The following is a 24,628-nucleotide window of genomic DNA, read 5'->3' on the forward strand; positions in this document are numbered from 1 at the left end:
TCCGTGCCCGCGCGCGGGGCCCGTCTCGGCGCCCTGCTGCGCCTGCCGCTGCGGGCGTTGGCGTTGGTCGATGTTGGTCATCTTTTTCTTTGCAAATGCAAAGGGCTCTGTTACACCACGGGCCGCTGCAATGCGGCACCCGACATCCACCCAATTCCTCTGTGAAACAGAGCTTCGCATGACCCCATCCGCCCTCCAGCATTCGGCCTGCGGCCCCGCACTTTTTCCGCTGCACGCCAGTGCGTTCCAGCATGGCCGGGGCCGTCGTCGGTTTGGGGCTGGGGGGCTCTGGATGCGTGTTTGCCGCTGGCTGCTGGTCCTTTGGCTGGCGGTGGTGGGCAGCTTTTGCGGCCCGGCAATGGCCCAAGGGGCCATGCCCACGCTGTTGGGCGATACGGTGAGCCAGGTGGTTGCGGGCAGTTACCACACCTGCGCGCTGAGTTCGGCGGGCGCGGTGTGGTGCTGGGGTGGCAATGGCTTTGGGCAATTGGGCGATGGCAGTACGGACACTCGCACCGTCCCTCAGGTCGTCACTGGTCTGGGCTCGGGCGTAGCCGCCATTGCCGCTGGCAGCCTTCACACCTGTGCGTTGACCACGGCGGGTGCGGTGTGGTGTTGGGGCCATAACGCCAGCGGCCAGTTGGGCGACGGCAGCACCACCCACCGCACCACCCCCGTAGCCGTCGGCAGCTTGGGCGCGGGCGTGGCCGCTGTGACGGCAGGCGAATTTTTCAGCTGTGCACTGACCACGGCTGCTGCGGTGCAGTGCTGGGGCAGCAACTACCACGGCCAGCTGGGCGACGGCAGCACCACCGATCGCGTGACCCCGGCGACCGTCAGCGGCCTGGGCTCTGGCATTGCCGCGGTTGTGGCGGGCAGCTTCCACGCCTGCGCGCTGACCCAGGCGGGTGGGGTGCAGTGCTGGGGCTCTGCCGGGGGGCAGCTGGGTGATGGCACCGTTCTGCGCCGTGAGACCCCTGTGGCTGTCCATGGATTGGGCTCGGGGGTTGCCGCCGTCGCGGCGGGGCGCCTTCACACTTGCGCTTTGACTACGGCGGGTGCCATGCAGTGCTGGGGTTCCAATGGCATGGGCCAGTTGGGTGATGGGAGCACAAGCAATCGCACGACCCCTGTTGCCGTCAACGGCATGGGTTCGGGGGTTGTTGCCATCGGGGCGAACCAATACCAAAGCTGCGCGGTCAGTGCGGCGGGTGCGGCGCAATGCTGGGGCGTTAACGATTTCGGCCAATTGGGGGATGGCAGCACCACAGATCGTGCGAGCCCGGTGGCGGTCACTGGCCTGGGGGCGGGCGTGGCTGCGATTGCGGTGGGGGGCTTTCATGCCTGCGCGCTGACCACGGTGGGCTCGTTGCAGTGCTGGGGCGCCAATGCTGGCCAGTTGGGCGATGGCAGCCACACCAACCGTGCCACCCCTGTGGTCGTGAGTGTGCTGGGGTCGAGGGCTGTGGCCATCGCCGGGGGCGGCCTGCACACTTGCGGGTGGTCTGAGGGCGGTGCGGCGCAGTGTTGGGGTCGCAACGTGGAGGGGCAGTTGGGCGACGGGAGCACCACCGATCGCACTCTCCCCGTGGCTGTCAGCGGCCTGGGCTCTGGGGTTGCTGCCGTCAGGGGGGGCGATGCCCACACCTGCGCTGTGACCAAGGCGGGTGCGGCCCAATGCTGGGGCCGCAACAACTACGGCCAGCTGGGCAACGGCAGCACCGCCGATAGCGCTCTGCCGGTGGCTGTCATTGGCCTCGGATCTGGGGTTGTGGCCATCGCGGTGGGACGCAACCACACCTGTGCGCTGACGACCGCAGGAGCTGTGCAGTGCTGGGGCCGTAACTACCCCGGCCAGTTGGGCGACGGCACCACCACCGATAGCGCCGTCCCCGTGGCGGTCACGGGGTTGGGATCGGGCGTTGTCGCCATTGCGGCGGGCGGGGCCTACACCTGCGCGTTGACGGTGGCGGGAGCGGTGCAGTGCTGGGGTGAAAACAGCATGGGCCAGCTGGGCCACAGCGGCGCAACCAGCACCACCCCTGTGGGCGTCAGCGGATTGGGCTCGGGCGCGACCGCCATCACGGCAGGCTTTGAGCACGCCTGTGCGTTGACCGCCGGGGGCGTGGCGCAGTGCTGGGGCAACAACGCCACAGGCCAGTTGGGGGACGGAAGCACCACCCGCAGCAACACCCCGGTGGCTGTCAGTGGCCTGGGCCCTGGCGTTGCCGCCATCACGGCCGGTGAAGGCCACACTTGCGCGCTGAGCGCGGCAGGCGCCGTGCAGTGTTGGGGTGACAACGGATCGGACCAGTTAGGCCTTGGCGGCCGGGGGTACTACGCGACACCTGTGGCGGTCAATGGCTTTGCTTCGGGTGTTGCATCGATCACGGCGGGCGGGCGCCACACCTGTGTACTCACCACGGCGGGCGTCGTGCAGTGTTGGGGCTCCAACGCCGTGGGCCAATTTGGCATCGGCAACACGAATGACAGCAATGGCATGGCCGTATACCTGCGCAAGGCCCAGTCGCTGACCTTTACCCCTGGCACCGCTTCGGCCGGGCCGCTGCCCATGGCGAGGCTGGGGCGGGGCAGTGGGCTGAATTACTCTGGCGCAGGGGGCGGCGGGTCGGTGGTGTATTCCACCTGGACACCCGGCATCTGCACGGTGAGTGGTGGCATGGCCACGCCCACGGGCAACGCCTCGGTAGGCAGCTTGTGCGGCGTGACGGCGGCGTTGCGGGCCACCTCTGTGTTCGACGAAGGAAGCTGGGCACCGTCGCCGGTGAAGTCACAACTGTTGGTGGTGGCCAAGGCGGCTCCCAGCCTGACCCTGGCATCCAGCAGCAACCCCAGCGCCTATGGCGCCAGCGTGGCGCTGACGGCCACCCTGGGCAGTGCATTCAGCTCCACGGGCACAGTGGTGTTCAGCGTGGGGGCCACCACGCTGTGTACGGCTGCGGTGGCGGCCAATACAGCCACTTGTACGCTCAACGGGCTTGCTGTGGGCACCACCTCCGTTACAGCCAGCTATGGCGGCGATGCCAACAACGACCCAGCCACCGCCAGTGCCCTGAACCAAACCGTGGACGCTGCATTGCCAGGGGCGCCCACGGGCCTGACGGCCACTGCGGGCAACGGCTCTGTGGCGCTGGCGTGGGTGGCGCCAGCCAGCAACGGCGGCAGCGCCATCATCGGTTACACGGCCACGGGCACGCCTGGGGGCTCTTGCACTGCGAGCCCACCGGCCACCGGTTGCGTCGTCAGCAGTTTGGCCAACGGCACGGCCTATACCTTCACCGTCAGGGCCTCCAACACTGCAGGCGAAGGCCCCGCCATCGGCAGTGCCACAGCCACGCCAGCGACCGTGCCCGATGCCCCCACGGGTTTGACCGCCACGCCGGGCGACCGCGCGGTAGCCCTGAGCTGGACCGCACCGGCCAGCAACGGTGGCCAGGCTATCACCCGCTACACCGTGACCGGCGCGCCTGGCGGAACCTGCACCGTGGCAGCACCGGCCACCCGCTGCACCATCAGTGGCCTGACCAACGGCACGGCCTATGCCTTCACCGCCACAGCCACCAGCAGTGCGGGCACCAGCTCTGCATCAAGCAGCGCAGGCGCCACGCCCCAGGTGTACACCAACCCTGCTGTAGCGCTGCCTGGTGGCGGCACAGCCGCCGTGCAGATCGGTGCGCCACCTGGCTGCACCGTGGGCACGGTAGGCATCAACACCACCATCCCTGCCGGGGGGGCCGCAGGGGCCACCGCACCGACGGGTGTGCTGCGCTTTACGGCGTCGGGCGCAGGCTGCGGCACAGCCCCCCTGTCCGTGCGTGTGGACTACCCCGCAGGCCGCCTGGCCGGGCTGACGCCATACAAGTACGGCCCGCCCACGGCAGGCGCTGCGGCGACCTGGTTTGTGCACGGAGGCATCAGTGGCGACAGCGTGAGTTTTTCTGTCACCGACAACGGTGTGGGTGACAACGACCCGGCGGCAGGCGCCATTGCCGACCCGTTTGCACCGCTGCTGGTGCCGGGGGTGCAGGGCATTCCGGCGCTGAGCGAATGGGGGTTGGTGCTGATGTCGCTGCTGGCCGCCGCCCTGGGCATGGCTGGGCTGCGGCGGCGCCGTATTTAAGAAAAATATGCCGCTAGCGCTTTATGTATAAGCGCTGAAAGCTATAAAAATAGGAGCAAATTAACTGGGCGAAACGTGGATGTGCTGCCGTGCAGCGTGCACTGCGTGGGCGTCCGTCCCGCCGTGGCACTCACGCCGGGCGCGTGTGGCCCGGGCCGCCGGTCGATTCCCGTTCGGCAATCCAAAAGCCCACATCCACGATGGGCTGTTCTATGGCCTCTCCCCGGCAGCGCTGGGTGATCATCTGTGCGGCCAGTTGGCCGATGCGTGCGCCGTCGATGTGCACGGTGGTGAGGGAGGGGTGCATGTGCTGGGCAAAGTCTGCGTCGCCGAATCCGCACACGGCCAGGTCCTCAGGCACACGCAGGCCCCGGGCCTGGGCTTCGACGATGACGCCCTGGGCCATGGCGTCGGAGCTGCAGTACACGGCCTGCAGGGTGGGGTCTTGGGCCAGCAGTTCGGCCAGGGCGCGGCGGCCCAGGGCCAGGCTGCTGGGGGCGGGCACCATGGCCGTGGGCACGTCGCGGCCCATGGCGGCCACAAAGCCGTCGCGGCGCAAGGCGGCGCGGTGGTCGTTGCCGGTGGCAATGCCCACGCGGCTCCAGCCGTGGGTCAAAAAGAACCCGGCAATGGCCGCACCCACTTTGGTGTGCGAGAAGCCCACCACCATGTCCACCGGGCGCTCGCTCAGGTCCCAGGTCTCCACCACCGGAATGCGCAGCTGCCCCAGCCGTTCGCGCGCCTTGGGCGAGTGCACCAGGCCTGTCACCACGATGCCGTCGGGCTGGCGCGCAATCAGGGTGTTGAGCAAGTCTTCCTCGCGGGCGTAGTCGTAGCCGCTTTGGCCCAGGATGAGCTGGTAGCCCTGCGCGGCCAGAGCCTCGGTCAGGGCCTCTACCGTGGGCAAAAACTGCTGTACCGAGATGGCGGGCACCAGCGCCGCCACGGTTTTGCTGCGCCGCGACTTGAGCCCGCCCGCCAGCAGGTTGGGGATGTAGCCCGTCTCGCGCACCGCCTGCTGCACGCGGGCGATGGTTTTTTCAGACACCAGCGAGGGGTTGCCCAGCGCACGCGATGCGGTGATGAGCGACACCCCGGCCACACGGGCAACGTCGTGGAGCGTGGCGGCTTTGAAGGGAGTGGGCGAGGACATGGGGCGCGATGGCTCTGCAGTGAACGGCTCTAACAGGGTGGGCAACGTAGGGTAGGCAAAGTGCGGGAGGGCGGCGTGCTGCACGCTGCCCGGGTGGGATTGTCGGTCATGCCAGGCCTTTGTCACGCCGTCCTGCAGGGTTGACATTTTAAAAATGACAACGTTATCATTGCTGCGGCTGACTGGTTTCAACCGAGTCAGTGCAATCACTTAATAGGCTGAAATGTGGGTAGAAGCGGAGCGCTTCGGGAGCTGTGGGATTGGGTCTATTTTTTTATTTGAAAATGACAACGTTGTCATTTTCGGGGAAATGAACCCAGGTCGCCCGCCTCGCACCGAGACCCATCCCGCCGCCGGCACAGCCTTCAATCAGGAGACAAGCAATGCAATGGATGAAAAACGTTTTGGCGGTGACCGCCTTGGCCTGCAGCGCGATGGCGTGCCATGCGCAGGCGTGGCCCGACAAGCCGGTGACGTTGGTGGTGCCGTTCCCGCCCGGGGGCTCTACTGACCAGGTGGCCCGGGCCCTGAGCACACGGCTGAGCGAGCGGTGGAAACAGTCGGTGGTGGTGGACAACCGGGCCGGGGCCACGGGCACGATTGGCGCCACGTTTGTGAAGCGGGCGGCGCCCGACGGCTACACCTTCTTGGTCAGCTCCCTCGGTCCACTGGCGATCACGCCGCATTTGCTCAAAGGTTTGCAGTACGACCCGCTCAAGGACTTTGACCTCATCACCGTGGCCGTGCAATCGCCCAACGTGCTGGTGGTGCCCGCCAACTCGCCCCACAAGTCCGTGGCCGATGTCATCGCCTTTGCCAAGGCCCATCCCGGGAAGATGAGCTTTGCCTCGGCGGGCAGCGGCAGTAGCGACCACCTGACGGCTGAGCTGTTCTGGCAGCAGACGGGAACCAGCGGGGTGCACATCCCCTACAAAGGCGGCGCCCCCGCACACACCGATTTGATCGGCGGGCAGGTGGATGCGTCGTTCCAGAACATCAACGCCATCGTGCAGTACGTGAAGAACGGGCGCATGCGAGCGCTGGCCATCACCAGTGCCCAGCGCTCGCCCGTGCTGCCCGATGTGCCGACGCTGGCCGAGGCGGGCGTGAAGAGCGTCGAAGTCACCTCCTGGCAAGCCGTGGTGGCGCCAAAGGGCCTGCCCCCCGCCATTCGCGATAGCGCCTATGCCGCCGTGGCCGAGGCGCTGAACCACCCTGCCGTGCGCGAGCAGTTTGTCTCCATCGGTTTTGAGATGGTGGTCAACACCCCGGCGCAGTTCGCGGCCTTCCAGCAAGCCGAGTCTGCGCGTTGGAAGCGGGTGATCGAGGCCGGAAAGATTTCGCTCGACTGAGCACGCCGTGGGGCAGGGCGGTGGGCAGGCCTGTGGGCGATTTGGCCCGCTGCTGCATTCCCCGCGTGCTCCGCTCCCTGCCCAGCCCCGTTCTGCTTCCTGTTCCCTTTTGTTGTTTTGAAAGACTCGCCGTGACGACTGCTTCTTCCCCTCTCGCTTCCGCCGCCGCTGCCCCGGGCGACCGCATCACCTGGCTGCGCGTGTCGTCGTGCTACCTGCCGCTGGCCCAGCCCATCAGCGATGCCAAGGTGCTGACGGGCCGCCAAAAGCCCATGACCGAAATCGCCATGCTGTTTGTGGAGGTGCAAACTGCGCAGGGCCACCAGGGCTTGGGGTTCAGCTATTCCAAGCGCGCAGGTGGGCCCGGGCAGTTTGCGCATGCGCGCGAGATCGCCCCGGTGCTGATCGGCGAAGACCCCAGCGACATCGCCAAGCTGTGGGACAAGCTGTGCTGGGCCGGTGCCTCGGTGGGGCGCAGTGGCCTGTCTACGCAGGCCATTGGTGCGTTTGATGTGGCGCTGTGGGACCTGAAGGCCAAGCGCGCAGGCCTGTCGCTGGCCAAGCTGCTGGGTTCGCACCGCGACTCGGTCCGCTGCTACAACACCTCGGGCGGCTTTTTGCACACGCCGCTGGAGGAGTTGCTGGTCAACGCCTCACACTCCATCGGCCGGGGCATTGGCGGCATCAAGCTCAAGGTGGGCCAGCCCAACGGCGCGCTGGATGTGCGCCGGGTGGAGGCCGTGCGCAAGCACCTGGGCGATGCGGTGCCCATCATGGTCGACGCCAACCAGCAATGGGACCGGCCCACCGCCCAGCGCATGTGCCGCACCTTCGAGCAGTTCAATCTGGTCTGGATCGAAGAGCCGCTGGACGCTTACGACCACGAAGGCCACGCCGCGCTGGCGCTGCAGTTCGACACCCCCATTGCCACCGGCGAGATGCTGACCAGCGCGGCCGAGCATGGCGACCTGATCCGCCACAAGGCGGCCGACTACCTGATGCCCGATGGCCCGCGCGTAGGCGGCATCACGCCCTTCCTCAAGATCGCTGCCAAGGCCGAAGACGCTGGCCTGATGCTGGCCCCCCACTTTGCGATGGAGCTGCATGTGCACCTGGCCGCGGCCTACCCCAAAGAGCCGTGGGTAGAGCACTTTGAGTGGCTGGAGCCCTTGTTCAACGAGCGCATCGAGATCGCCAACGGCCGCATGTTGGTGCCCCAGCGCCCGGGCCTGGGCATCTCGCTCAGCGACCAGGCCCGTGCCTGGGTGCGCGAGTCTTGCGAAGTAGGCGCCAAAGGCTGAAGTCCGCCCGTGTGTTAGTGGCAGCTATTGGGGGGGAGGGCGCCGGTGCGCTACCACGGCACCTGGGCAAACCGCTGCACCAAAAAGTCCAGCAGCGCACGCACGGCGGGTGACAAGTGCCTGCGCGAGGGGTACAGCGCATAAATCGTCATCATCGGCAAATCCCAGCCCGGCAACACGGCCTGCAGCTCACCGCTGTGCAGGTGCGGGTTGACGAGGTAGGTGGGCTGCAGCGCAATGCCACCGCCCGCCAGCGCTGCACGCATCAGCGTGGTGGCCTCGTTGGCGCTGAAGTGGCCTGACACGCCCACACGCTCCACCACCTCGCCCCGCGAAAGCTGCCACACGCTTTTGCCAAAGTTGGCATAGCTCAGGCAGCGGTGCTGGGCCAGCTCGGCGGGCTGCTGCGGGGTGCCGTGCGCGGCCAGGTAGGCGGGCGATGCAACCAGCACCGATGTGCACGGCGCCAGCGGGCGGCCAATGAGCAATGGATCGGGCTCGGCGCTGATGCGGATGGCCAGGTCGATGCGCCGCTCCACCAGGTTCAGCGAGCCTTCGCTGGCATCCAGATCAATCTTGAGCTGCGGGTGCTGGGCCAAAAAATCGGCAATCGCCGCACCCATCTGCGCAAACGCAAACGACACGCTGCAGGTCAGCCGCAGCTGGCCGCGCAGCTCGCCCTCGGCGGTGGTGGCGGTTTCTTCTTCCAGGTCTTCGCTCAGCGCCAGCATCTGCTGGCAGCGGCGCAGGGCCAGCTCGCCCGCATCGGTCAGCGTCACGCTGCGGGTGGTGCGCTGCAGCAGGCGGGCCTGCAGCCACTGCTCCATCTCGCTCACATAGCGCGTGACCATGGCGCGCGACATATCGAGCTTGTCGGCCGTGGCGCTGAAGCTGCCACTGGTGGCCACTTCAGCAAATACGCGCATGGCGGTCAGGCGGTCCATAGGGTGTTTATTTGATCGATTTGTGAAACAAGTTTGCGCATTTTATGGTGTTTATTAGATCGATTGGCGCAAATAAACTGCATCCTGTGATCGACGCAACCCCCTCAAATTCTGGAGAAACCGCCATGTTCCGCACCACCCTCATCGCCGCCACCCTGTCCCTGGCTTTTGCTGGCGCTCAGGCCGCCCAGCCCCTGCAAGTCAAGGTCTACAACGCCGACGGCAACAGCTTCAACGTGAACTCGACCCTGGTCTACGGCGAGAAGGAAGCCATGGTCATTGACGCAGGCTTTACCCGTGCTGACGCGCTGCGCATCGCTGCCAACGTGCTCGACAGCGGCAAGGAACTCAAGACCATCTACGTGAGCCAGGCCGACCCTGACTACTACTTTGGCGTGGAGACCATCAAGGAAATCTTCCCCAAAGCCGAGGTGGTGACCACCCCCGCCGTGCTGGAGAAGATCAACGCCAAGCTCGCAGGCAAGCTCGGCTTCTGGGGCCCCAAGATGGGCGCCAATGCACCACGCACGCCCGTGCTGCCCAAGGCCCTGAGCGGCAACACCCTCACGGTGGACGGCCAGACGGTGGAGATCCGTGGCACCACAGGCGCACTGGCGCACCGCCCCTACGCCTGGATTCCATCGATCAAGGCCGTGGTGGGCAACATCGGCGTGTTCGGCACCAACATGCATGTGTGGACAGCCGACACCCAGACCGTGGCCGAACGCAGCGCCTGGGTGGCACAGCTGGACGAAATGGCTGCCCTGCAGCCCACCGTGGTGGTGCCAGGCCACATGCCCGCAGGCACTGCGCTGGACGTGAGCAACGTGACCTACACCAAGGGCTACCTGCAAGCGTTTGAGAAGAATGCTGCGGCCACCAAGACCAGCGCCGAACTCATCGACGCGATGAAAAAGGCCTACCCCGCAGCCCCCATGGGCCTGTCGCTGGACATTGGCGCCAAGGTGAACAAGGGCGAAATGAAGTGGTAAGCGCGAGGCCAATGCTGCCCCAGCCCACCGTTTGAAAGGAACCAGACCGTGACCGCAACGCACCCCCTCCAGCAAGTCCTGCAGCACCTGCACGCCGGGCGCTGGAACGCGGCGCACGATCTGGTGCAGCAAGACGGCTCCCTGCTGGGCGCGTGGCTGCACGGCATCCTGCACCTGCAGGAAGGCGACCTGGAAGACGCCGAAAACTGGTACGACCGCGCCGCCCGCCACTTTCGCAGCCGGGGCACGCTGGCCGAAGAAATTGCGGCGTTGGAGGCCGCGCTGGCCGCATCCTCCGCACCAGCAGCGGCGCCGTCTGCCTCCACGCCGCCTCACATTTAAAGAGAGACTTTCATCCATGACTTCCATGCCCACCGTCACGGTGACCTACCTGTTCGACCCCCTGTGCGGCTGGTGCTATGCCGCTGCACCTGCGCTCCAGTACCTGCAGGGCGTGGAGGGTATCGATGTGGCACTCGCACCCACCGGCCTGTTTGCAGGCGCGGGCGCCCGGCCCATGGACGCGCAATTTGCCGCCTACGCCTGGGCCAACGACCAACGCATCCAGCAGCTCACGGGCCAGCCCTTCACGCAGGCCTACCGTGATCGCATCCTGGGTGCGGCGAATGGCCGTTTTGACTCCGGCCCCGCCACGCTGGCCCTGACCGCTGTGGCCCAGACTGCGCCCACGCGCGAGCTGGATGCGCTGCACGCCCTGCAGCACGCCCGCTATGTGGATGGCCGCGACAACACCGACCCCGCTGTGATCGCTGACGTGTTGCGAGCCATAGGACTGCAAGAAGCGGCTGATTTGGCCCTTGCCCCAGACACCGCATTGCAGCGCGCCGCCGCCGAACGCACGGCCACCGCCCAGGCCATGCTGCGCGCCGTGGGTGCGCGCGGCGTGCCGCAGTTGGTGGTTGCAGGGAAGGGCGGGGCGCTGCAGCTGCTGGGCGGCGATGCGCTGCTAGGGGCGCGCGAGCAGTTGGTGGCGCTGGTGCGTGCGGCGGCGGCTTGAAGGCAGCGCAGCGCGCCACTTTTAAGCACCAAGAACCGTTCACGCTGAGCCTGCCGAAGCGCCGCGCAGGGCTTCGACAAGCTCAGCCCGAACGGTAGGGCGTGATCGCCGGTGGAGTCGCAGAAACCCCGTTCACGCTGAGTTGGCGCAAAGCGCGGCGCAACGCTTCAAGCGGCTTCGCATCGCACGGTCCGCACTTACTCCATCGATGGGTCGATCAACACCTTGGCCCCCGTGTTGCGCGGGCCATAGAAGGCAATCGCCTCGGCGCTCAGTGCCCCCGCCAGCGACACCGTGCGTGCGTAGTGGCTGGCAAACGTTGTCTTGAGTTCAGCGGCCACACGCGCACGCAGCGCCTGGGCCGCCTCTTCGCCAATCTTCTGCAAAAACGGAAACAGCAGCCACCCGCCCATGCCCCAGGCCATGCCAAAGGTGCGATGCACTTCGGTGGGCCGCGTGTCCAGGTGGCCATACAGATACACCTGCTTGTGCACGGCCGATCCGTAGCGGCTGTATTCCTGGGCCTTGCGGTTGATGGCGGCTTCCATGCACTGCAGGATCTGCCCGGCCAGCGTGCCGCCGCCCGTGGCATCAAACGCAATGGTGGCGCCCGTGGCAGCCAGCGCGTCGGTCAGCTCGGCCATGAAGGTGGGCGCACTGCTGTCGCACACATGCTGGGCGCCCATGCCGCGCAGCAGCGCCGCCTGCTCGGGCTTGCGCACGATGTTGACCAGGCCGACACCGTCTTTCTGGCAAATCTTGAGCAGCATCTGGCCCAGGTTGCTGGCTGCCGCGGTGTGCACCAGCGCAGTGTGGCCCTCGCGCTTCATGGTCTCCACCATGCTCAGCGCCGTCAGCGGGTTGACGAAGCACGATGCGCCTTCAGCCGCCGTGGTCCCGGGCGGCAGCGGCAGGCACTGCGACGCAGGCATGGCGCGGTATTGCGAATACATGGCGCCGCCAATCACCGCCACCGTGCGGCCCAGCAGCGCCTGCGCGGCAGGCGAGCTGCCTGCGGCCACCACCAGGCCCGCCCCCTCGTTGCCCACCGGCATGCTCTGGCCCAGGCGCGCCGCCATGTTGGACATTGCGCGCTCAGGGATGCGGGCCGTGGCCACCGGCCGCTCTGCCGTGCCGGTGACCTGCACGGTAGACAAATCGGCCGGGCCCAGCAGCAGGCCGATGTCCGACGGGTTGATGGGCGTGGCCTGCACCTGGATTAGCACTTCGTCGGGCCCTGGTGTGGGCACGGGTGTCGGCTCCAGGCTGATCTGCAGCGTGCCATCGGGCTGGACGAGGGAGCGCAGTTGCAGGGCGGTGGTGGGAACGGCAGTGGTGGTGGTCATGGCTCGCTTTCGGTGAAAAGACGGAAGCGCCATTCTTTCAACGGCGCGGCTGGGTACTGCGCATTACAACTTGGCTGCGCCGCAAGCACGGTCGCGTAAGTGCCTTGCTGCACAAGGCTCACGGTGGTGCCGCTGCGGCAGTCGGGCAAGGCCGCAGCGGTGCGCGAGTCAGCCTTCTTGACTCTCCACACCCGCTCGGGGGCAGCCTGTCGAAGCCTTGCATGGCGAGTCAACAAGCTCAGCGCGAGCCGCGTCAGGTGAGCGCGCGCCTCATGGCCCGACGCGGCAGTCACACCCCAAACACCAGCGCCTGGTGCGCCCCTGTGCCTGCCAGCACACCCTCAGCCGACGCCAGCGTGGCGTTGTGGCGCATCAGCGTCAGGTCGCCTGCGGCGTACACGCCGGGCACGGTGGTCATCTTGTTGGCATCGGTGCGCACATACGGGCCCATGGGGCCTTCGTCGAATGCGCAGCCCAGCTGCTCGGCCAGCGGGCTGGCGGGGCGGGTGGCGCTGGCCACGTACAGCGCAGCCAGTGGCACTACACGCGCATCGCCGCCCTCGGCCGCTTGCAGGCGCACGCCCGTCAGCGCTTGGCCTGGGCCCTCCAGTGCCGCAATGCGCGCAGTCTCTACGGCAATTCCTAGCGCCAGCAGCCGCTCGTGCTCGGCGCGGTCCAGCGTGGTTTCGCCGTTCAGGAAGAGGGTGGTCGGGCCCCAGTCGGCAATCAGCTGCGCGTGCATGCCCGACTGCGGCGAGTGGTACAGCACGCCCAGCCGCTGGCCCGCAAACTCATAGCCGTGGCAATAGGGGCAGTGCAAAACCGTGGCACCCCAGCGCTCGCGCAGGCCCGCAATCTCGGGCAAACCATCCTGCACACCAAAGGCCAGCACCAGCTTGCGCGCGGCCAGTTGTTCGCCACCTTGCAGCGCCACGGCAAAGTCCTGGCCGCTGTGGACTGCAGCGGTGGCCGACACCACCGTGCCTTGCACAAAAGTCACTGTGGAGTAGGCCGCCAGCTTGCGCCGCGCCTGCGCAATCATCGCCAGCGGCGGCTCACCGTCTTGCCCAAAAAAGCCATGCGACGCTGCGGCAAACCGGTTGCGCGGCTGGCCTGCGTCCACCACGCACACCCGCCGCCGGGCGCGCGCCAGCTGCATCGCGGCCGACAGGCCCGCAAAGCTGCCGCCCACCACGATCACGTCATACGTTGGGGTCGTTGTTGTCGTTGCCATGGGCAATCTCCTTGTGGCCGTGGCACCCAGCCACCATGCGTTCATGAAACTCGGCCGACAGTTGCGCCAGCGTCACCGCGGCCAGCCGCGCCAGCAGCGCTTCCTCTGCGGCTTGGTAGGCATCGGTCAGCGCGCGGTTCACCGCCTGTTCGACGATGCAGCCCGGGCTCTCGACCCTGTTGCCCACCGCCAGCAGCGTGGGCGCGCCCAGCGCCTCATAAATGTCGCGCAGCGTGATGTCGGTGAGCGGGCACGACAGCACCCACCCCCCGCCATGCCCCTTGGCCGACGACACAAAACCCGCATACCGCAGCCCCGCCATCAGGCGGCGCACCACCACCGGGTTGGTCTGCATGGCCTGCGCCATCACCTCTGAAGTGGCGGGCCCCTCCATCTCTGCCATGTGCAGCAGCGCGTGGAGAACGTTAGAAAGTCGGCTATCTCGTTTCATGCAACATTAAAAGTTGCGTGATACTAGCATGGGTCTGAAAACTGCGCTGACAGAAGGGCAGTGAACTACTGAATTGATAGCTGCCAGCGCTTATCGCATAAGCGCTAGAGGCCAATTTGGCTCAAATTCCCATGACACGCGCCGCATACCCCGCGCACCCCGCCCGTTCGGGCTGAGCCTGTCGAAGCCATGCACCGCCGGTCAAACCCGCAGGCCAAGCGCAGCCCAAGCGCCATACCCGCCACAACCCACTGCACACCATGACCCAACCCACGGCATCCCCCTTCACCGACCCCGCAGCCGTCGCCCGCTACGCCGAAGGCCCCCGCCGCAACGTGCCCGGCTACGACAGCCTGCTGCGCATGTCGCGCATCCTGCTGGCCGAGTGCGTGCCGGCAGACGGCCGCGTGCTGGTGGTGGGCGCAGGCGGCGGGCTGGAGCTGGAAGACATGGCGCTGGCGCACCCTGGCTGGCGCTTTGACGGTGTGGACCCCAGCCAGCCCATGCTGGACCTGGCAGCGCAGCGGCTGCACAGCGCAGGCGTGGGAGACGACCGCGTTGCGTTGCACCACGGCTATGTGCACAGCGCACCCGTCGGGCCGTTTGACGGCGCAACCTGTCTGCTAACTTTTCACTTTGTGCCGCGCGAGGAGCGCGTGCTCATGGCGGCGGAGATCCGGCAGCGGCTCAAGCCCGGCGCGCCGCTGGTGGTGGCACATCTGAGCGCGGCGGATGGTGGAGGCCCTAGCGGCGAGGGCGGGGCAGGGGAGCGCGACCTTTGGCTGTCGCGCTATGCCGCGTTTCAGGTGGCGTCTGGCGTGTCGCCAGAGCATGCGGCCAGGGCGCGAGACAAGGTGGCTGCGGAGCTGGCGGTGCTGACGCCGGAGGAGGATGAGGCGCTTCTTCGCGAGGCTGGGTTTAGCGATGTGCGGATGTTTTATATGGGGTTTGCGTTTAGGGGATGGGTAGCGGGACGTCATGCCGGAATTCACCGACTGCCTCCCGTCAAACAACAACGCTAGCGACAGACCCATCCAACAAATGGCTTTGTTTCGAGTTAGCAAATAGTGTCTTTATCAGTTTACCAAGCCGGCCTGTGTTAGGGTCTTGCGCGAGATTTTTGCATGCCTCAACGAACCGATCCGTGGCTTGGCCGAAATGCTGGCGATAACCGTCGGGCTGCATCGTCATCTCCAGCATGCGCCGCATAAACATGCGCAGATCATCAATATCAATATCTCTGATGGTGCTCTGGAAGTCGGCTACGGTGGCCGCCTTCATGGCTAGTTCTTGACGCGTGTTCCATCCGCTGTTTTTCGCAATAAATACACACGCGTCGAGTAACGTCACCGTGGCCTGAGCATGATTCTTTACCAATTGGAATTCAGCTTTGATCGCCGGGTGCAATTTGCGTCCGAACATGTCATCGTCGTCAAAGTCTTCGTGCTTTTTTGTTCTGAACTCTGTGATCCAGCGTTCCAGCATGGTTTTCGCCACGACATCGCCGCCCGGTAACTCTTCGACCGATTCGCAAAGGGCGGTGAGACTATAGGCGTCGATGAAGTTGATCCGCGGAATAAGAAACTTCGCTTCTTCGAGCAACTCCGCCTCAGTGAGGCGGTGATTCCAGATCAGTCGCTTGAAAAATTTCTTCAGATTATCCCTGGCAGTCATTGCCTCTTCTTCTGTGGCGTATTGGCCAACGATTGCTTTCACTTTGGTCGGGTCGAACATGCCCGATTGCAAAAATTCAATTACCAACAACTCGTATTCATCACAACTATGGATATCAAGATCATTGAGTAGTAATTTCCACTTGGACTTGCGTTGGCTTTCTTTATCAACGTCTTTGTCTTCGTTCTGATTTAGATATTTGCTCCAGTCGTTGGGTGTGCCTTGTGCTAAAACGAAATCAAAGTCAGGGCCATCCTCAATACCTTTGTAATGAATGGCGGAGAGCAGAACTGTAGACGGCACAACCCGATTTAAAAGTACATCTGATAAGTTCGCCTGATTTTCTAAGACGCGGTTCACCGCTTTGATGACTTTGCGAATGATCCTTATGTTCGTAATGTCGCACCGTTGGATGGCATCACGTATACGCTCCCCATACGCTGGCGGTGTGAGCCCGCAGGCGATGGTAAATGCCTCTTCGGTAGACGTGCTCAATCGAAGTTCTTGGTCGACAACTTTCTCTCGAAGCACATCCCAAACATTGCGGTTGTCGAGCTGGTCACTATTGAGGATCAGCACGAAGCGAGCTCCATGTTGCTGCGTGAACTCGTCGATGAACCCGAGAACTTCTTCGATACTGAGTTTGTCATGCTTGCGCTCAATATCATCCAGAACAATGACCCTGTCTTTTAGCAGCGTAGGTATTGCAAGCAATGCTAGTTCGTCTAGTGCGGAGAAGCCTTTATGCAACGAGTTCAGCATTTTCCTTGCGGCCTCTGCTCCGAGCCTTAATTTCTCCCACATTGCGTTGTTCTTTTCCGCACTGGGAAGTGCACTCTGGACGAGTTTGAGCTTGATCTGATTCATATGATTCAGACCGAAGAGCGAAACATACAGAGCGCCCTTAACTGCATTGTCAGCTGAATCAGTTTTTACTTCCCGCCAAAGGTGGCTTTTTCCGGTTCCCCATTTCCCCGAGAGTGCGATCACTTTGCTGTCTTGATCCGCTAGCAATTGGATCAAATTTTCTTTGGTTATCTTCAGCGTCACGATATTTCCTTTGAGGCTCTCGCCAATCCTGCTCCGGTATGTGTATGAGTTGTTCGGTCAATAGGGACCTATCAACACCTGAGATTGCTGCAAGGAGGGTACGACTCAATTGCGGTCTATTCAAAGCAGAGGTCTACATACGCCATCTTTGGACTAATTTAGACCAAAGTTCAGTCTTGCCCGGCCAAAGTAGACCGAATAGCGTCCCTGTCAAGCACCCACCCCCATGAGGTGCTGCACAACAAAACGACAGGAGACAAGCCTTGCCATCCACCCGCTGGAGTCACTGCGGCACTGAAGACCTGAGCGTCTTGCAGGCCATCTTCTGATCCACAGGCGCGTCGCGCAATGCGCTGGCGCAGCGCCTGGCCTATTCCAAGAGCAAGGCCAACGCCATGGTGGCGGCGCTGCTGGATGAAGGCCTGCTCGACGAGGTGGGCCTGCAGGAGTCCTCTGGTGGCCGCCGTGCCGAGACCCCTCGATTGACCGAAACCCTGAGCGTGGTCCTTGGCCTCTCCTTTTGAGGTTGCACTGCCATACCGGCGCCGCGTGTGATGGGCGCCCCCAAGTTGCTGCATACCGGCCCGGGCACGTCCCGCAGCCCTCTAGGGTTTGCCCTAGTCATCGAATAACGTACTAGTTAGTACATTGCATGCACTTTCATCAAACAAAGCGCTTTTTTGCGCCGGATGTGCATGTCTTCCAACACTTCTCCGTCGGCCACCCACGCTGGCACCGCCAGCCACAATCCTCGCAAGGCGGCCCTCGCCAGCTGGATTGGCAGTGCTGTCGAGTACTACGACTTCTTCATCTACGGCACGGCCGCTGCGCTGGTGTTCGGCAAGCTGTTCTTTCCGTCGATTGACCCGCAACTGGCCAACGTGGCGGCGTTTGCCACGTTTGGCGTGGCCTACATCACCCGGCCCTTGGGGGCGGTGCTGCTGGGGCACATTGGCGACAAGTTTGGGCGCAAGAAGGTGCTCACGCTCACGCTGTTGCTCATGGGCTTTTCGACCTTCATGATTGGTGTGCTGCCCACGTATGAGCAAATCGGCTTTGCCGCGCCTGCGCTGCTGGTGGTGATGCGTTTGCTGCAAGGCGTCTCGGCGGCGGGCGAGCAGGCCGGGGCCAATTCGATGACGCTGGAGCATGCGCCCGACCATCGCCGCGCCTTCTTCACCAGCTTCACGCTGTCGGGCACGCAGGCGGGGCTTATCCTGGCCACGTTGGTGTTCATTCCCATCTCGGCTTTGCCTGAGGACCAGTTGTTGGCCTGGGGCTGGCGCATTCCGTTTTTGCTGAGTGCGGTGGTGGTGGCGGTGGGCTTTTGGGTGCGCCGCACCTTGCCTGAGACGCCCGCTTTTGAAGAAGACGCCCAAGCCAAGGGCAAGGCCAAGTTGCCGGTGGTAGAGCTGTTCACCCAGCACAAGGCCCAGGTGCTGCGCGTGGTGTTTGCCGCGCTGGTGTCGGTGGTCAGCACTATCTTCAGCGTGTTCACGCTGTCGTATGCGGTCAACACCATCCACATCCCGCGCGCCACCATGCTCACGGTGCTGGTGCTGGCCAACCTGGTGGCGCTGGGCGCCATCCCGCTGTGGGCCACGCTGTCAGACCGCATTGGCCGCCGCCCGGTGTTCATCCTGGGCGCGCTGGGCTCTGCTGCGCTGATCTGGCCCTACATGTGGGCGCTGAGCACGGCCAATATTCCGCTGATTTTTGCGCTGGGCATTTTGCTGTCGGGCGTGGTGTACAGCGCCGCCAACGGTGTGTGGCCCGCCCTGTATGGCGAGATGTTTGACACCCGCGTGCGCCTGTCGGGCATGGCCATTGGCACGCAGCTGGGCTTTGCCTTGGGTGGCTTTGCGCCCACCATCAGCGCGGCCATTTTGGGCACCGGCCCCACGGGCTGGATTCCGGTGGCGGCGTTTACCACGGGTGCTGCGGTGGTGTCGGCCATCTCGGCCTTCACCGCGCGTGAAACCTATCGTGTGCCCATGGCACAGCTGGGCAAGTACGGCGCCGCATCGGCTGCCCCAACCAAATCTTCGCAACGTGGGGCACAAACCGCATGATCTCCGGCAAAACCGCACTCATCGCCCACCTGGGCTACCCCACGGAGTCGTTCAAGGCCCCGATGATCTACAACCCCTGGTTTGAAAAGCAGGGTATTGATGCGGTGGTGGTGCCCATGGGCGTCAAGCCCGATGACTACACCGCCACGCTGGCCGCGCTCTCGCGCTTTACCAACCTCAAGGGCGCCTTGGTGACCATGCCGCACAAGGTCACCACCTTGTCGCTGGCCGACGAAGTCACGCCCACGGCCCGCATTGCCGGTGCCTGCAACGCGCTGCTGCTGCGGCCCGATGGCACCTGGCTGGGCGACCAGTTTGATGGCGCGGGCTTTGTGCGGGGGCTGCTGCGCAAGGGGCGCACGCTGCGCGGGGCGCGTGTGATCGTGTCGGGCGCGGGCGGCGTGGGCTCGGCCATCGCGGCCTCTTTGGCGGCCGAAGGCGTGGCCCACATCAGCCTGTATGACACCTATGCCGCCAGCGCCGAAGGCCTGGCCGAGCGCCTGCGCGCCCACTACCCGCAGCTGGTGGTGCAGACGGGATCGAACGACCCGGCGGGTTTTGACGTGGTGGTGAACGCCACGCCGCTGGGCATGAAGGAGGGCGACCCGCTGCCCTTTGATGTGGCGCGCATCGACGCTGGTGCCATGGTGGGCGAGGTGGTGATGAAGACCGAATACACGCCGCTGCTGCAAGCCGCGCTGGCCAAGGGCTGCGGTGTGCAGGTGGGCACCGACATGCTGTTCGAGATGATTCCGGCCTACCTGGAATTCTTTGGCTACGGCACCGCCACGGCCGATGAATTGCGCGCTGTGGCGCAGATCAAGTATTGAGCTAGATGCTGGAAACCAGTGGGGGCGGGGCGGCAACGCCCGGCCCTTTTTGCATTGAGAGCGCTCGTTGCAAGAGTGCTGAAACAACCGAAGGTGTACGCATGCGCCGATCCATTGCCACCGTCTCCCTGAGCGGAACCCTGCGCCAGAAGCTCGAAGCCATTGCCGCTGCGCGGTTTGATGGCATTGAGCTGTTTGAGCCCGACTTCATCAGCTTCACCGGCAGCGCGCGTGAGCTGCGCCAGCAAGCCGCCGACCTGGGCCTGGGCATTGACCTGTACCAGCCGTTTCGCGACTTTGAAGGCATGCCCGACGACCTGTTTCGTCGCAGCCTGGACCGTGCCGAGCGCAAGTTCGATGTGATGCAGGAGCTGGGCTGTCCGCTGATGCTGGTGTGCTCCAACACCTCGCCCGCATCGCTGGGCGATGCCGAGCGCGCGGCGGCGCAACTGCACGAGCTGGCCGAGCGCGCCAGCCGCCGCAACCTGCGCATTGGCTACGAGGCGCTGGCCTGGGGCAAGTGGGTCAACCTGTACCAACAGGCGTGGAACATTGTCGAAAAGGCCGACCATCCGCACCTGGGGCTGATTCTGGATAGCTTCCACACCCTGTCGCTGCGCGACGACCCGATGGGCATTGCCGACATTCCGGGTGAGCGCATCTTCTTTGTGCAGATGGCCGACGCGCCGCTGCTGGCCATGGACGTGATCCAGTGGGCGCGCCACCACCGCAACTTTCCCGGCCAGGGGCAGCTGGATGTGGTGACGTTTTTTGAGCAGGCGCTGCTGGCGGGCTACACCGGCAACCTGTCGCTCGAAATCTTCAACGACGTGTTCCGCGAAACGCCCAACCGCCGCACGGCGCTGGATGCCATGCGCTCGCTGCTGTTCTTGGAGAGCGAATGCAAGAACCGGCTGATGGCCCGCACGCAGGCCGCATCGAGCGAGGCCCGCGCCCCCGCCGCCACCCGCGCCCTGCAGCGGCTGGACCTGGCCGCACCGCCCGCCGTGCAGCCCGTGGGCGGCTTCAGCTTCATCGAGTTTGGTGTGGACGAGCCCACGGGCCAGGCGCTGGCCAGCACCTTCACCGCGCTGGGCTTTGAGCACACGGGCCGCCACCGCAGCAAGGCGGTGGATTTGTACTGCCAGGGCGATATCCAGTTCGTCATCAACACCCAGCCGGGCTCGGAGGCGCGCCAGCGCTTTGACGAGCTGGGCCCCTCGGTGTGCGCCATGGGCCTGGTCGCGCCTGACCCGGTGCAGGCCGCCAACCGCGCAGCCGCCCTGCTGTCGGCCCGGCACGTGAGCCCGCTGGGGCCGAATGAGCTGCAACTGCCCGCCATCATCTCGCCCGGCGGCGCGGTGGTGCACTTTGTGCACGCAGGCTCCACGCTCGATGCCGACTTTGTGGCGCCTGTGCCCCGTGCGCCCGTGCCCGCGCAGTGCGGCCTCACGCATGTCGACCACATGGCGCTGGCGCTGGCCAACGACCAGCTCGATACCTGGACGCTGTTTGCCCAGTCCATCCTGGGCCTGAGTGCGGGCGAGAGCCTGGAGCTGGCCGACCCGTTCGGGCTGATCCGCAGCTGCGCGCTCACCAATGCCGAGCGCAATCTGCGCCTGGTGCTCAATGTCTCCAAAAGCCAGCGCACGCGCACGGCGCAGCAGGTGCGGGCCACGGGCCGATCGGGCGGCGGCGTGCACCACATCGCGCTGGCCACGAACGACATCTTTGCCACCGTGCAGCGCCTCACGGCCCAGGGTGTGAAGTGGGTGCCCATCAGCCCCAATTACTACGACGACCTGCTGGCCCGCCTGGACCTGGACGAGGCCCTGGTGCGCCGCATGCAGGCGCTGAACATCGTGGCCGATGTGTCGCCGGGCGGCGGGCGCTTTTTGCACGCCTACACCGAGCCCTTTGCCGACCGTTTCTTCTTTGAAGTGGTGCAGCGCGAAGGCGGCTACGACGGCTATGGCGCCGTGAACGCCGCCGTGCGCATGGCCGCACAAGAGCAGGCGCAGCACGCAGACGCGGCCCGCTGAGGGTTGGGGGAGGGTGGGGGCGGCAGTGCCTTGCTGGCCGCAGCGAGGGGAAATTGCCCCCTTTCCCCTCGCGGGAGAGGGTTGGGGAGAGGGGGCTGCACAAGCACCGCGCCTATTTCACCCCCTCTCCCCGGCCCTCTCCCCGGCCCTCTCCCACCAGGGGAGAGGGAGTGAGGGCCATCGGTGATCGGTGGCTCATCAGCAAAAATGACCGCTAGCGCTTGCAGAGTAAGCGCAAGCAGCTATTGATTTGATAGTGAATGGGTAGATGGCCACAGCCACGGCCTAGCCCCGCGTCTCTGCAGTACAGGCGGGTGGGACGCATCTGCTCTGCCTGTTTGCGCCACCACTGCGCCTGTTCGGTGGTGCGTCGGGCGCGTAAAGTGGCAGGCGGCCGCAGGCCTTGCTCTGTGTTTGTGCCGTCCCCTACAAGCCTTCACACAACGACCCCATGACCGAATTTGTTCGCACCCGGCTGCGCGCCTTGGCGCTGTGGGGCGCCGCCCTGGCCTGCAGTGCTGCAGGGGCTGCACCCGGCGCTGTGGATGCCGCTGGCGTCCAGCCCGTGCCTGCTGCCGCTGCGCCAACTGCTGCGCCCTCGGGCATGGCGTCGCGCGTGCTGGCCTGCACCGCCTGCCATGGCAAAGAAGGCCGCGCCACGCCCGAGGGCTACTTCCCGCGCATCGCAGGCAAGCCTGCTGGCTACCTGGCCAACCAGTTGCTCAACTTCCGCGACGGGCGGCGCAGCTACCCGCAGATGGCTTACCTGCTAGAGCACCTGAGCGACGACTACCTGCGCGAGATGGCCGCCCACTTTGCGGCGCTGGACGTGCCCTACCCACCGGCCCCCGTGCCCCAGGGAACGCCTGCGCAACGGGCCCAAGGCCAGGCGTTGGTGCAGCAGGGCGATGCGGCGCGCAAGATTCCGGCCTGCGTGCAGTGCCACGGAGCGGCCCTGACGGGGGTGGCCCCGTCCATCCCCGGCCTGCTGGGCCTGCCGCGTGATTACCTCAATAGCCAGCTCGGCGCCTGGAAGACCGGCCAGCGCAAGGCCCATGCGCCCGACTGCATGGCCGATGTGGCCCGCCAGCTCACGCCCGAGGATGTGAGTGCGGTGTCTGCCTGGCTGGCCGCGCAGCCGGTGCCTGGCCACGGCAAGCCTGCCAGCAGCCTGCCCGCCGCCATGCCCGCGCGCTGTGGCGGTGTGGCCGAAGGAGGCCGCCCATGAAACGGATGAACCTGCGGCGACTTTTGCGATGGGTGTCCGGCACCCTGGCCACGGTGGGCGTGGCGGCTGCCGCCATCGTGGCGCTGAACCTGCGCGGCGAAGATCCTTTGCCCACGGCCGAGACCCTGCAGACCACCCCCGCGCTGGTGGCGCAGGGCGCGTACCTGGCCCGCGTGGGCAACTGCATGGCCTGCCACACCGCGCAGGGCGGCGCACCGTGGGCCGGTGGCCGGGGCATTGAGACGCCGTTTGGCATGGTCTACAGCCCCAACCTCACGCCCGACCCAGCCACGGGCCTGGGCGCGTGGACATCGGCCGAGTTCTGGCGCGCCCTGCACCACGGGCGCAGCAAGGATGGGCGCCTGCTGTATCCGGCGTTTCCATACCCCAGCTACACGCACGTCACGCGTGAAGACTCTGACGCCCTCTACGCCTATCTGCAAAGCCTGAAGCCCGTGGCGCAGGCCAACACAGCGCACGCGCTGCGCTTTCCGTACAGCACCCAGGCGGCGCTGGGGGTGTGGCGGGCGCTGTTCTTCGCACCCGGTGCCCCGGCGGCGCAGGCGGCCTCTGCAACCACCGCCACCACCACCTCCGCTCCCGACTACCAGCGCGGCGCCTACCTCGTCAACGGCCTGGGCCACTGTGCGGCGTGCCATACGCCGCGCAATGCCATGGGCGCCACCAGGGATGGGCAGGCTTTGGCCGGGGGGCTGATCCCGGTGCAGAACTGGCTGGCCCCGGCGCTCACTGACCCCGCCCAGGCGGGCGTGCAGGCGTGGAGCGAGGCCGATGTGGTGGCCTTGCTCCAAACCGGTGTGGCCCCGCACGGCTCGGTCATCGGCCCCATGGCCGAGGTGGTGTACCGCAGCACCCAGTACCTGAGCGATGCCGACGCCCGTGCCATGGCCGTGTACCTCAGGGCTTTGCCGCAGCAGGCCAAGGAGCCATCCGCGCCGCCAGCGCCACCCGCCGCATCGGCCATGGCGCGTGGGGCCAAGGTGTACGAAGCCCAGTGCGCCCAGTGCCACGGCGCGCAAGGGCAGGGCGCCAAGGACGAGGCCGGGCAACCCGCCTTCCCGCCCCTGGCGGGCAACCGCGCCGTGGTGCTGGCCGACCCGACCAACCTGGTGCGTGTGGTGCTGCAGGGCGGCTACCTGCCCGCCACGGCGGGCAACCCGCGCCCGCATGGCATGCCGCCCTTTCAGCACCTGCTGGGCGATGAGGATGTGGCCGCTGTGGCCACCTTTGTGAGGAGCAGCTGGGGCAACCAGGCCGCCGGTGTGGGTACCATCGAGGTTTACCGCGCCCGCGAACGGCGCAGTCCGTGATCCCGTTGTAGCCCTGGCCCTTGCCTTGCGGGCTTGAGGAGTTGAACCGATGCCCAGCCCTGCCGCCTTGCCTGTTGATTCCACCACCACCGCCCAGTCCAGCGGCTGGTGGGCCGTGTGCCTGTGTGCGGGCTGGTGCGGCACCTGCCGCGACTACCGGGTGCTGTTTGACACCCTGGCCCAGGCCCACCCCGACGTGCGCTTTGAATGGGTGGACATTGAGGACGAATCGGAGCTGGCAGGCGACCTGGATGTGGAGACCTTCCCCACACTGTTGATTGCCGATGGGCGCAAGGCGCATTTTTTGGGCCCCTTGCTGCCCCAGGCGGCTGTGCTCGATCGATTGCTGGCCACCCTGCGCAGCGGTGCCCCTTCGGGCGCCGCCACCGACCCCATGGCGCAAGAGGTGTTTGACCGCGTGCGTGCAGACCGCGCTGTGCGCACTGTGGCGGGCGCATGATGCTACTAA

General features: G+C 65.6%; 20 protein-coding genes. 14 read left to right on the plus strand and 6 right to left on the minus strand.

Annotated features, from left to right (window positions below; genetic code table 11):
- The first annotated feature begins 178 nt into the window (after positions 1-178).
- Positions 179-4,141, plus strand: a complete 3,963-nt coding sequence (locus EAG14_RS06855; protein WP_162995927.1) for an IPTL-CTERM sorting domain-containing protein — start codon at positions 179-181, stop codon at positions 4,139-4,141.
- A 130-nt stretch (positions 4,142-4,271) separates the two neighbouring features.
- Here EAG14_RS06855 and EAG14_RS06860 read toward each other — a convergent pair whose 3' ends face one another.
- The gene (locus tag EAG14_RS06860) at positions 4,272-5,294 is read right to left on the minus strand and encodes a LacI family DNA-binding transcriptional regulator (protein WP_121730343.1); all 1,023 of its coding nucleotides are present in this window, start codon (positions 5,292-5,294) and stop codon (positions 4,272-4,274) included.
- Between the two features lie 392 nt (positions 5,295-5,686).
- Here EAG14_RS06860 and EAG14_RS06865 point away from each other — a divergent pair, with 392 nt between their 5' ends.
- Complete coding sequence (locus EAG14_RS06865) at positions 5,687-6,646, plus strand: tripartite tricarboxylate transporter substrate binding protein (protein WP_121730344.1); 960 nt, start codon at positions 5,687-5,689, stop codon at positions 6,644-6,646.
- A 131-nt stretch (positions 6,647-6,777) separates the two neighbouring features.
- Complete coding sequence (locus EAG14_RS06870) at positions 6,778-7,947, plus strand: mandelate racemase/muconate lactonizing enzyme family protein (protein ID WP_121728439.1); 1,170 nt, start codon at positions 6,778-6,780, stop codon at positions 7,945-7,947.
- A 50-nt stretch (positions 7,948-7,997) separates the two neighbouring features.
- Here the strand turns inward: EAG14_RS06870 and EAG14_RS06875 are convergent, their stop codons facing one another.
- Entirely contained in the window at positions 7,998-8,891 is an 894-nt protein-coding gene (locus EAG14_RS06875; protein WP_121728440.1) for a LysR family transcriptional regulator, read from the minus strand.
- A 125-nt stretch (positions 8,892-9,016) separates the two neighbouring features.
- Here EAG14_RS06875 and EAG14_RS06880 point away from each other — a divergent pair, with 125 nt between their 5' ends.
- The 3 genes from EAG14_RS06880 to EAG14_RS06890 are packed head-to-tail and all read left to right on the plus strand — an operon-like array spanning position 9,017 to position 10,901.
- The gene (locus EAG14_RS06880; RefSeq protein ID WP_121728441.1) at positions 9,017-9,883 is read left to right on the plus strand and encodes an MBL fold metallo-hydrolase; all 867 of its coding nucleotides are present in this window, start codon (positions 9,017-9,019) and stop codon (positions 9,881-9,883) included.
- 48 nt (positions 9,884-9,931) lie between these two features.
- Positions 9,932-10,225 carry a hypothetical protein gene (locus tag EAG14_RS06885; protein ID WP_121728442.1) on the plus strand — a complete coding sequence of 98 codons (294 nt, stop codon included), beginning with the start codon at positions 9,932-9,934 and terminating at the stop codon, positions 10,223-10,225.
- Between the two features lie 16 nt (positions 10,226-10,241).
- Complete coding sequence (locus EAG14_RS06890) at positions 10,242-10,901, plus strand: DsbA family protein (protein WP_121728443.1); 660 nt, start codon at positions 10,242-10,244, stop codon at positions 10,899-10,901.
- Positions 10,902-11,098: 197 nt separating this feature from the next.
- Here EAG14_RS06890 and EAG14_RS06895 read toward each other — a convergent pair whose 3' ends face one another.
- The 3 genes from EAG14_RS06895 to EAG14_RS06905 all read right to left on the minus strand — a co-directional run bounded on the left by EAG14_RS06895 (position 11,099) and on the right by EAG14_RS06905 (position 13,932).
- Entirely contained in the window at positions 11,099-12,247 is a 1,149-nt protein-coding gene (locus EAG14_RS06895; protein WP_121728444.1) for a zinc-binding dehydrogenase, read from the minus strand.
- A 289-nt stretch (positions 12,248-12,536) separates the two neighbouring features.
- Positions 12,537-13,481 (minus strand): NAD(P)/FAD-dependent oxidoreductase, encoded by a 945-nt coding sequence (locus EAG14_RS06900; protein ID WP_121728445.1) that lies wholly within the window; start codon positions 13,479-13,481, stop codon positions 12,537-12,539.
- Positions 13,450-13,932, minus strand: a complete 483-nt coding sequence (locus EAG14_RS06905; protein ID WP_121728446.1) for an Rrf2 family transcriptional regulator — start codon at positions 13,930-13,932, stop codon at positions 13,450-13,452. The genes EAG14_RS06900 and EAG14_RS06905 overlap by 32 nt, the downstream gene beginning before the upstream one ends.
- A gap of 260 nt (positions 13,933-14,192) precedes the next feature.
- On the opposite strand from EAG14_RS06905, the gene EAG14_RS06910 reads away from it, so the two are divergent.
- Positions 14,193-14,954, plus strand: coding sequence for a class I SAM-dependent methyltransferase (locus EAG14_RS06910; RefSeq protein WP_121728447.1), 762 nt, complete (start codon positions 14,193-14,195; stop codon positions 14,952-14,954).
- On the opposite strand, the gene EAG14_RS06915 is transcribed toward EAG14_RS06910, so the two are convergent.
- Complete coding sequence (locus EAG14_RS06915; RefSeq protein WP_162995928.1) at positions 14,938-16,656, minus strand: NTPase KAP; 1,719 nt, start codon at positions 16,654-16,656, stop codon at positions 14,938-14,940. The genes EAG14_RS06910 and EAG14_RS06915 overlap by 17 nt on opposite strands.
- 395 nt (positions 16,657-17,051) lie before the next feature.
- Here EAG14_RS06915 and EAG14_RS23575 point away from each other — a divergent pair, with 395 nt between their 5' ends.
- From EAG14_RS23575 to EAG14_RS06950, 7 genes are all read left to right on the plus strand, one after another.
- Entirely contained in the window at positions 17,052-17,180 is a 129-nt protein-coding gene (locus tag EAG14_RS23575; protein ID WP_256371479.1) for a hypothetical protein, read from the plus strand.
- Between the two features lie 171 nt (positions 17,181-17,351).
- Positions 17,352-18,728: an MFS transporter gene (locus tag EAG14_RS06925; RefSeq protein WP_121730345.1), complete on the plus strand. Its 1,377-nt coding sequence runs from the start codon at positions 17,352-17,354 to the stop codon at positions 18,726-18,728.
- Entirely contained in the window at positions 18,725-19,558 is an 834-nt protein-coding gene (locus tag EAG14_RS06930) for a shikimate dehydrogenase (RefSeq protein ID WP_121728449.1), read from the plus strand. The genes EAG14_RS06925 and EAG14_RS06930 overlap by 4 nt, the downstream gene beginning before the upstream one ends.
- Positions 19,559-19,659: 101 nt before the next feature.
- On the plus strand, positions 19,660-21,600 hold the full coding sequence (locus EAG14_RS06935) for a bifunctional sugar phosphate isomerase/epimerase/4-hydroxyphenylpyruvate dioxygenase family protein (protein WP_121728450.1): 1,941 nt from the start codon (positions 19,660-19,662) through the stop codon (positions 21,598-21,600).
- Between the two features lie 451 nt (positions 21,601-22,051).
- On the plus strand, positions 22,052-22,828 hold the full coding sequence (locus EAG14_RS06940) for a c-type cytochrome (protein ID WP_205603504.1): 777 nt from the start codon (positions 22,052-22,054) through the stop codon (positions 22,826-22,828).
- Between the two features lie 5 nt (positions 22,829-22,833).
- On the plus strand, positions 22,834-24,159 hold the full coding sequence (locus EAG14_RS06945) for a cytochrome c (RefSeq protein ID WP_162996088.1): 1,326 nt from the start codon (positions 22,834-22,836) through the stop codon (positions 24,157-24,159).
- Positions 24,160-24,208: 49 nt separating this feature from the next.
- On the plus strand, positions 24,209-24,619 hold the full coding sequence (locus EAG14_RS06950) for a thioredoxin family protein (protein ID WP_121728451.1): 411 nt from the start codon (positions 24,209-24,211) through the stop codon (positions 24,617-24,619).
- The last annotated feature ends 9 nt before the right edge of the window (positions 24,620-24,628 follow it).

This window comes from Acidovorax sp. 1608163 (genome assembly GCF_003669015.1).
GTDB lineage: Bacteria > Pseudomonadota > Gammaproteobacteria > Burkholderiales > Burkholderiaceae_C > Acidovorax.

Bases quoted from the DNA above. Each gene is read 5' to 3' on its own strand.
- EAG14_RS06855 (WP_162995927.1), top strand. From the start codon at position 179: ATGACCCCATCCGCCCTCCAGCATTCGGCCTGCGGCCCCGCACTTTTT.
- EAG14_RS06860 (WP_121730343.1), bottom strand. From the start codon at position 5,294: ATGTCCTCGCCCACTCCCTTCAAAGCCGCCACGCTCCACGACGTTGCC.
- EAG14_RS06865 (WP_121730344.1), top strand. From the start codon at position 5,687: ATGAAAAACGTTTTGGCGGTGACCGCCTTGGCCTGCAGCGCGATGGCG.
- EAG14_RS06875 (WP_121728440.1), bottom strand. From the start codon at position 8,891: ATGGACCGCCTGACCGCCATGCGCGTATTTGCTGAAGTGGCCACCAGT.
- EAG14_RS06880 (WP_121728441.1), top strand. From the start codon at position 9,017: ATGTTCCGCACCACCCTCATCGCCGCCACCCTGTCCCTGGCTTTTGCT.
- EAG14_RS06890 (WP_121728443.1), top strand. From the start codon at position 10,242: ATGACTTCCATGCCCACCGTCACGGTGACCTACCTGTTCGACCCCCTG.
- EAG14_RS06895 (WP_121728444.1), bottom strand. From the start codon at position 12,247: ATGACCACCACCACTGCCGTTCCCACCACCGCCCTGCAACTGCGCTCC.
- EAG14_RS06900 (WP_121728445.1), bottom strand. From the start codon at position 13,481: ATGGCAACGACAACAACGACCCCAACGTATGACGTGATCGTGGTGGGC.
- EAG14_RS06905 (WP_121728446.1), bottom strand. From the start codon at position 13,932: ATGAAACGAGATAGCCGACTTTCTAACGTTCTCCACGCGCTGCTGCAC.
- EAG14_RS06910 (WP_121728447.1), top strand. From the start codon at position 14,193: ATGACCCAACCCACGGCATCCCCCTTCACCGACCCCGCAGCCGTCGCC.
- EAG14_RS23575 (WP_256371479.1), top strand. From the start codon at position 17,052: ATGGTGGCGGCGCTGCTGGATGAAGGCCTGCTCGACGAGGTGGGCCTG.
- EAG14_RS06925 (WP_121730345.1), top strand. From the start codon at position 17,352: ATGTCTTCCAACACTTCTCCGTCGGCCACCCACGCTGGCACCGCCAGC.
- EAG14_RS06930 (WP_121728449.1), top strand. From the start codon at position 18,725: ATGATCTCCGGCAAAACCGCACTCATCGCCCACCTGGGCTACCCCACG.
- EAG14_RS06935 (WP_121728450.1), top strand. From the start codon at position 19,660: ATGCGCCGATCCATTGCCACCGTCTCCCTGAGCGGAACCCTGCGCCAG.
- EAG14_RS06940 (WP_205603504.1), top strand. From the start codon at position 22,052: ATGACCGAATTTGTTCGCACCCGGCTGCGCGCCTTGGCGCTGTGGGGC.
- EAG14_RS06945 (WP_162996088.1), top strand. From the start codon at position 22,834: ATGAACCTGCGGCGACTTTTGCGATGGGTGTCCGGCACCCTGGCCACG.
- EAG14_RS06950 (WP_121728451.1), top strand. From the start codon at position 24,209: ATGCCCAGCCCTGCCGCCTTGCCTGTTGATTCCACCACCACCGCCCAG.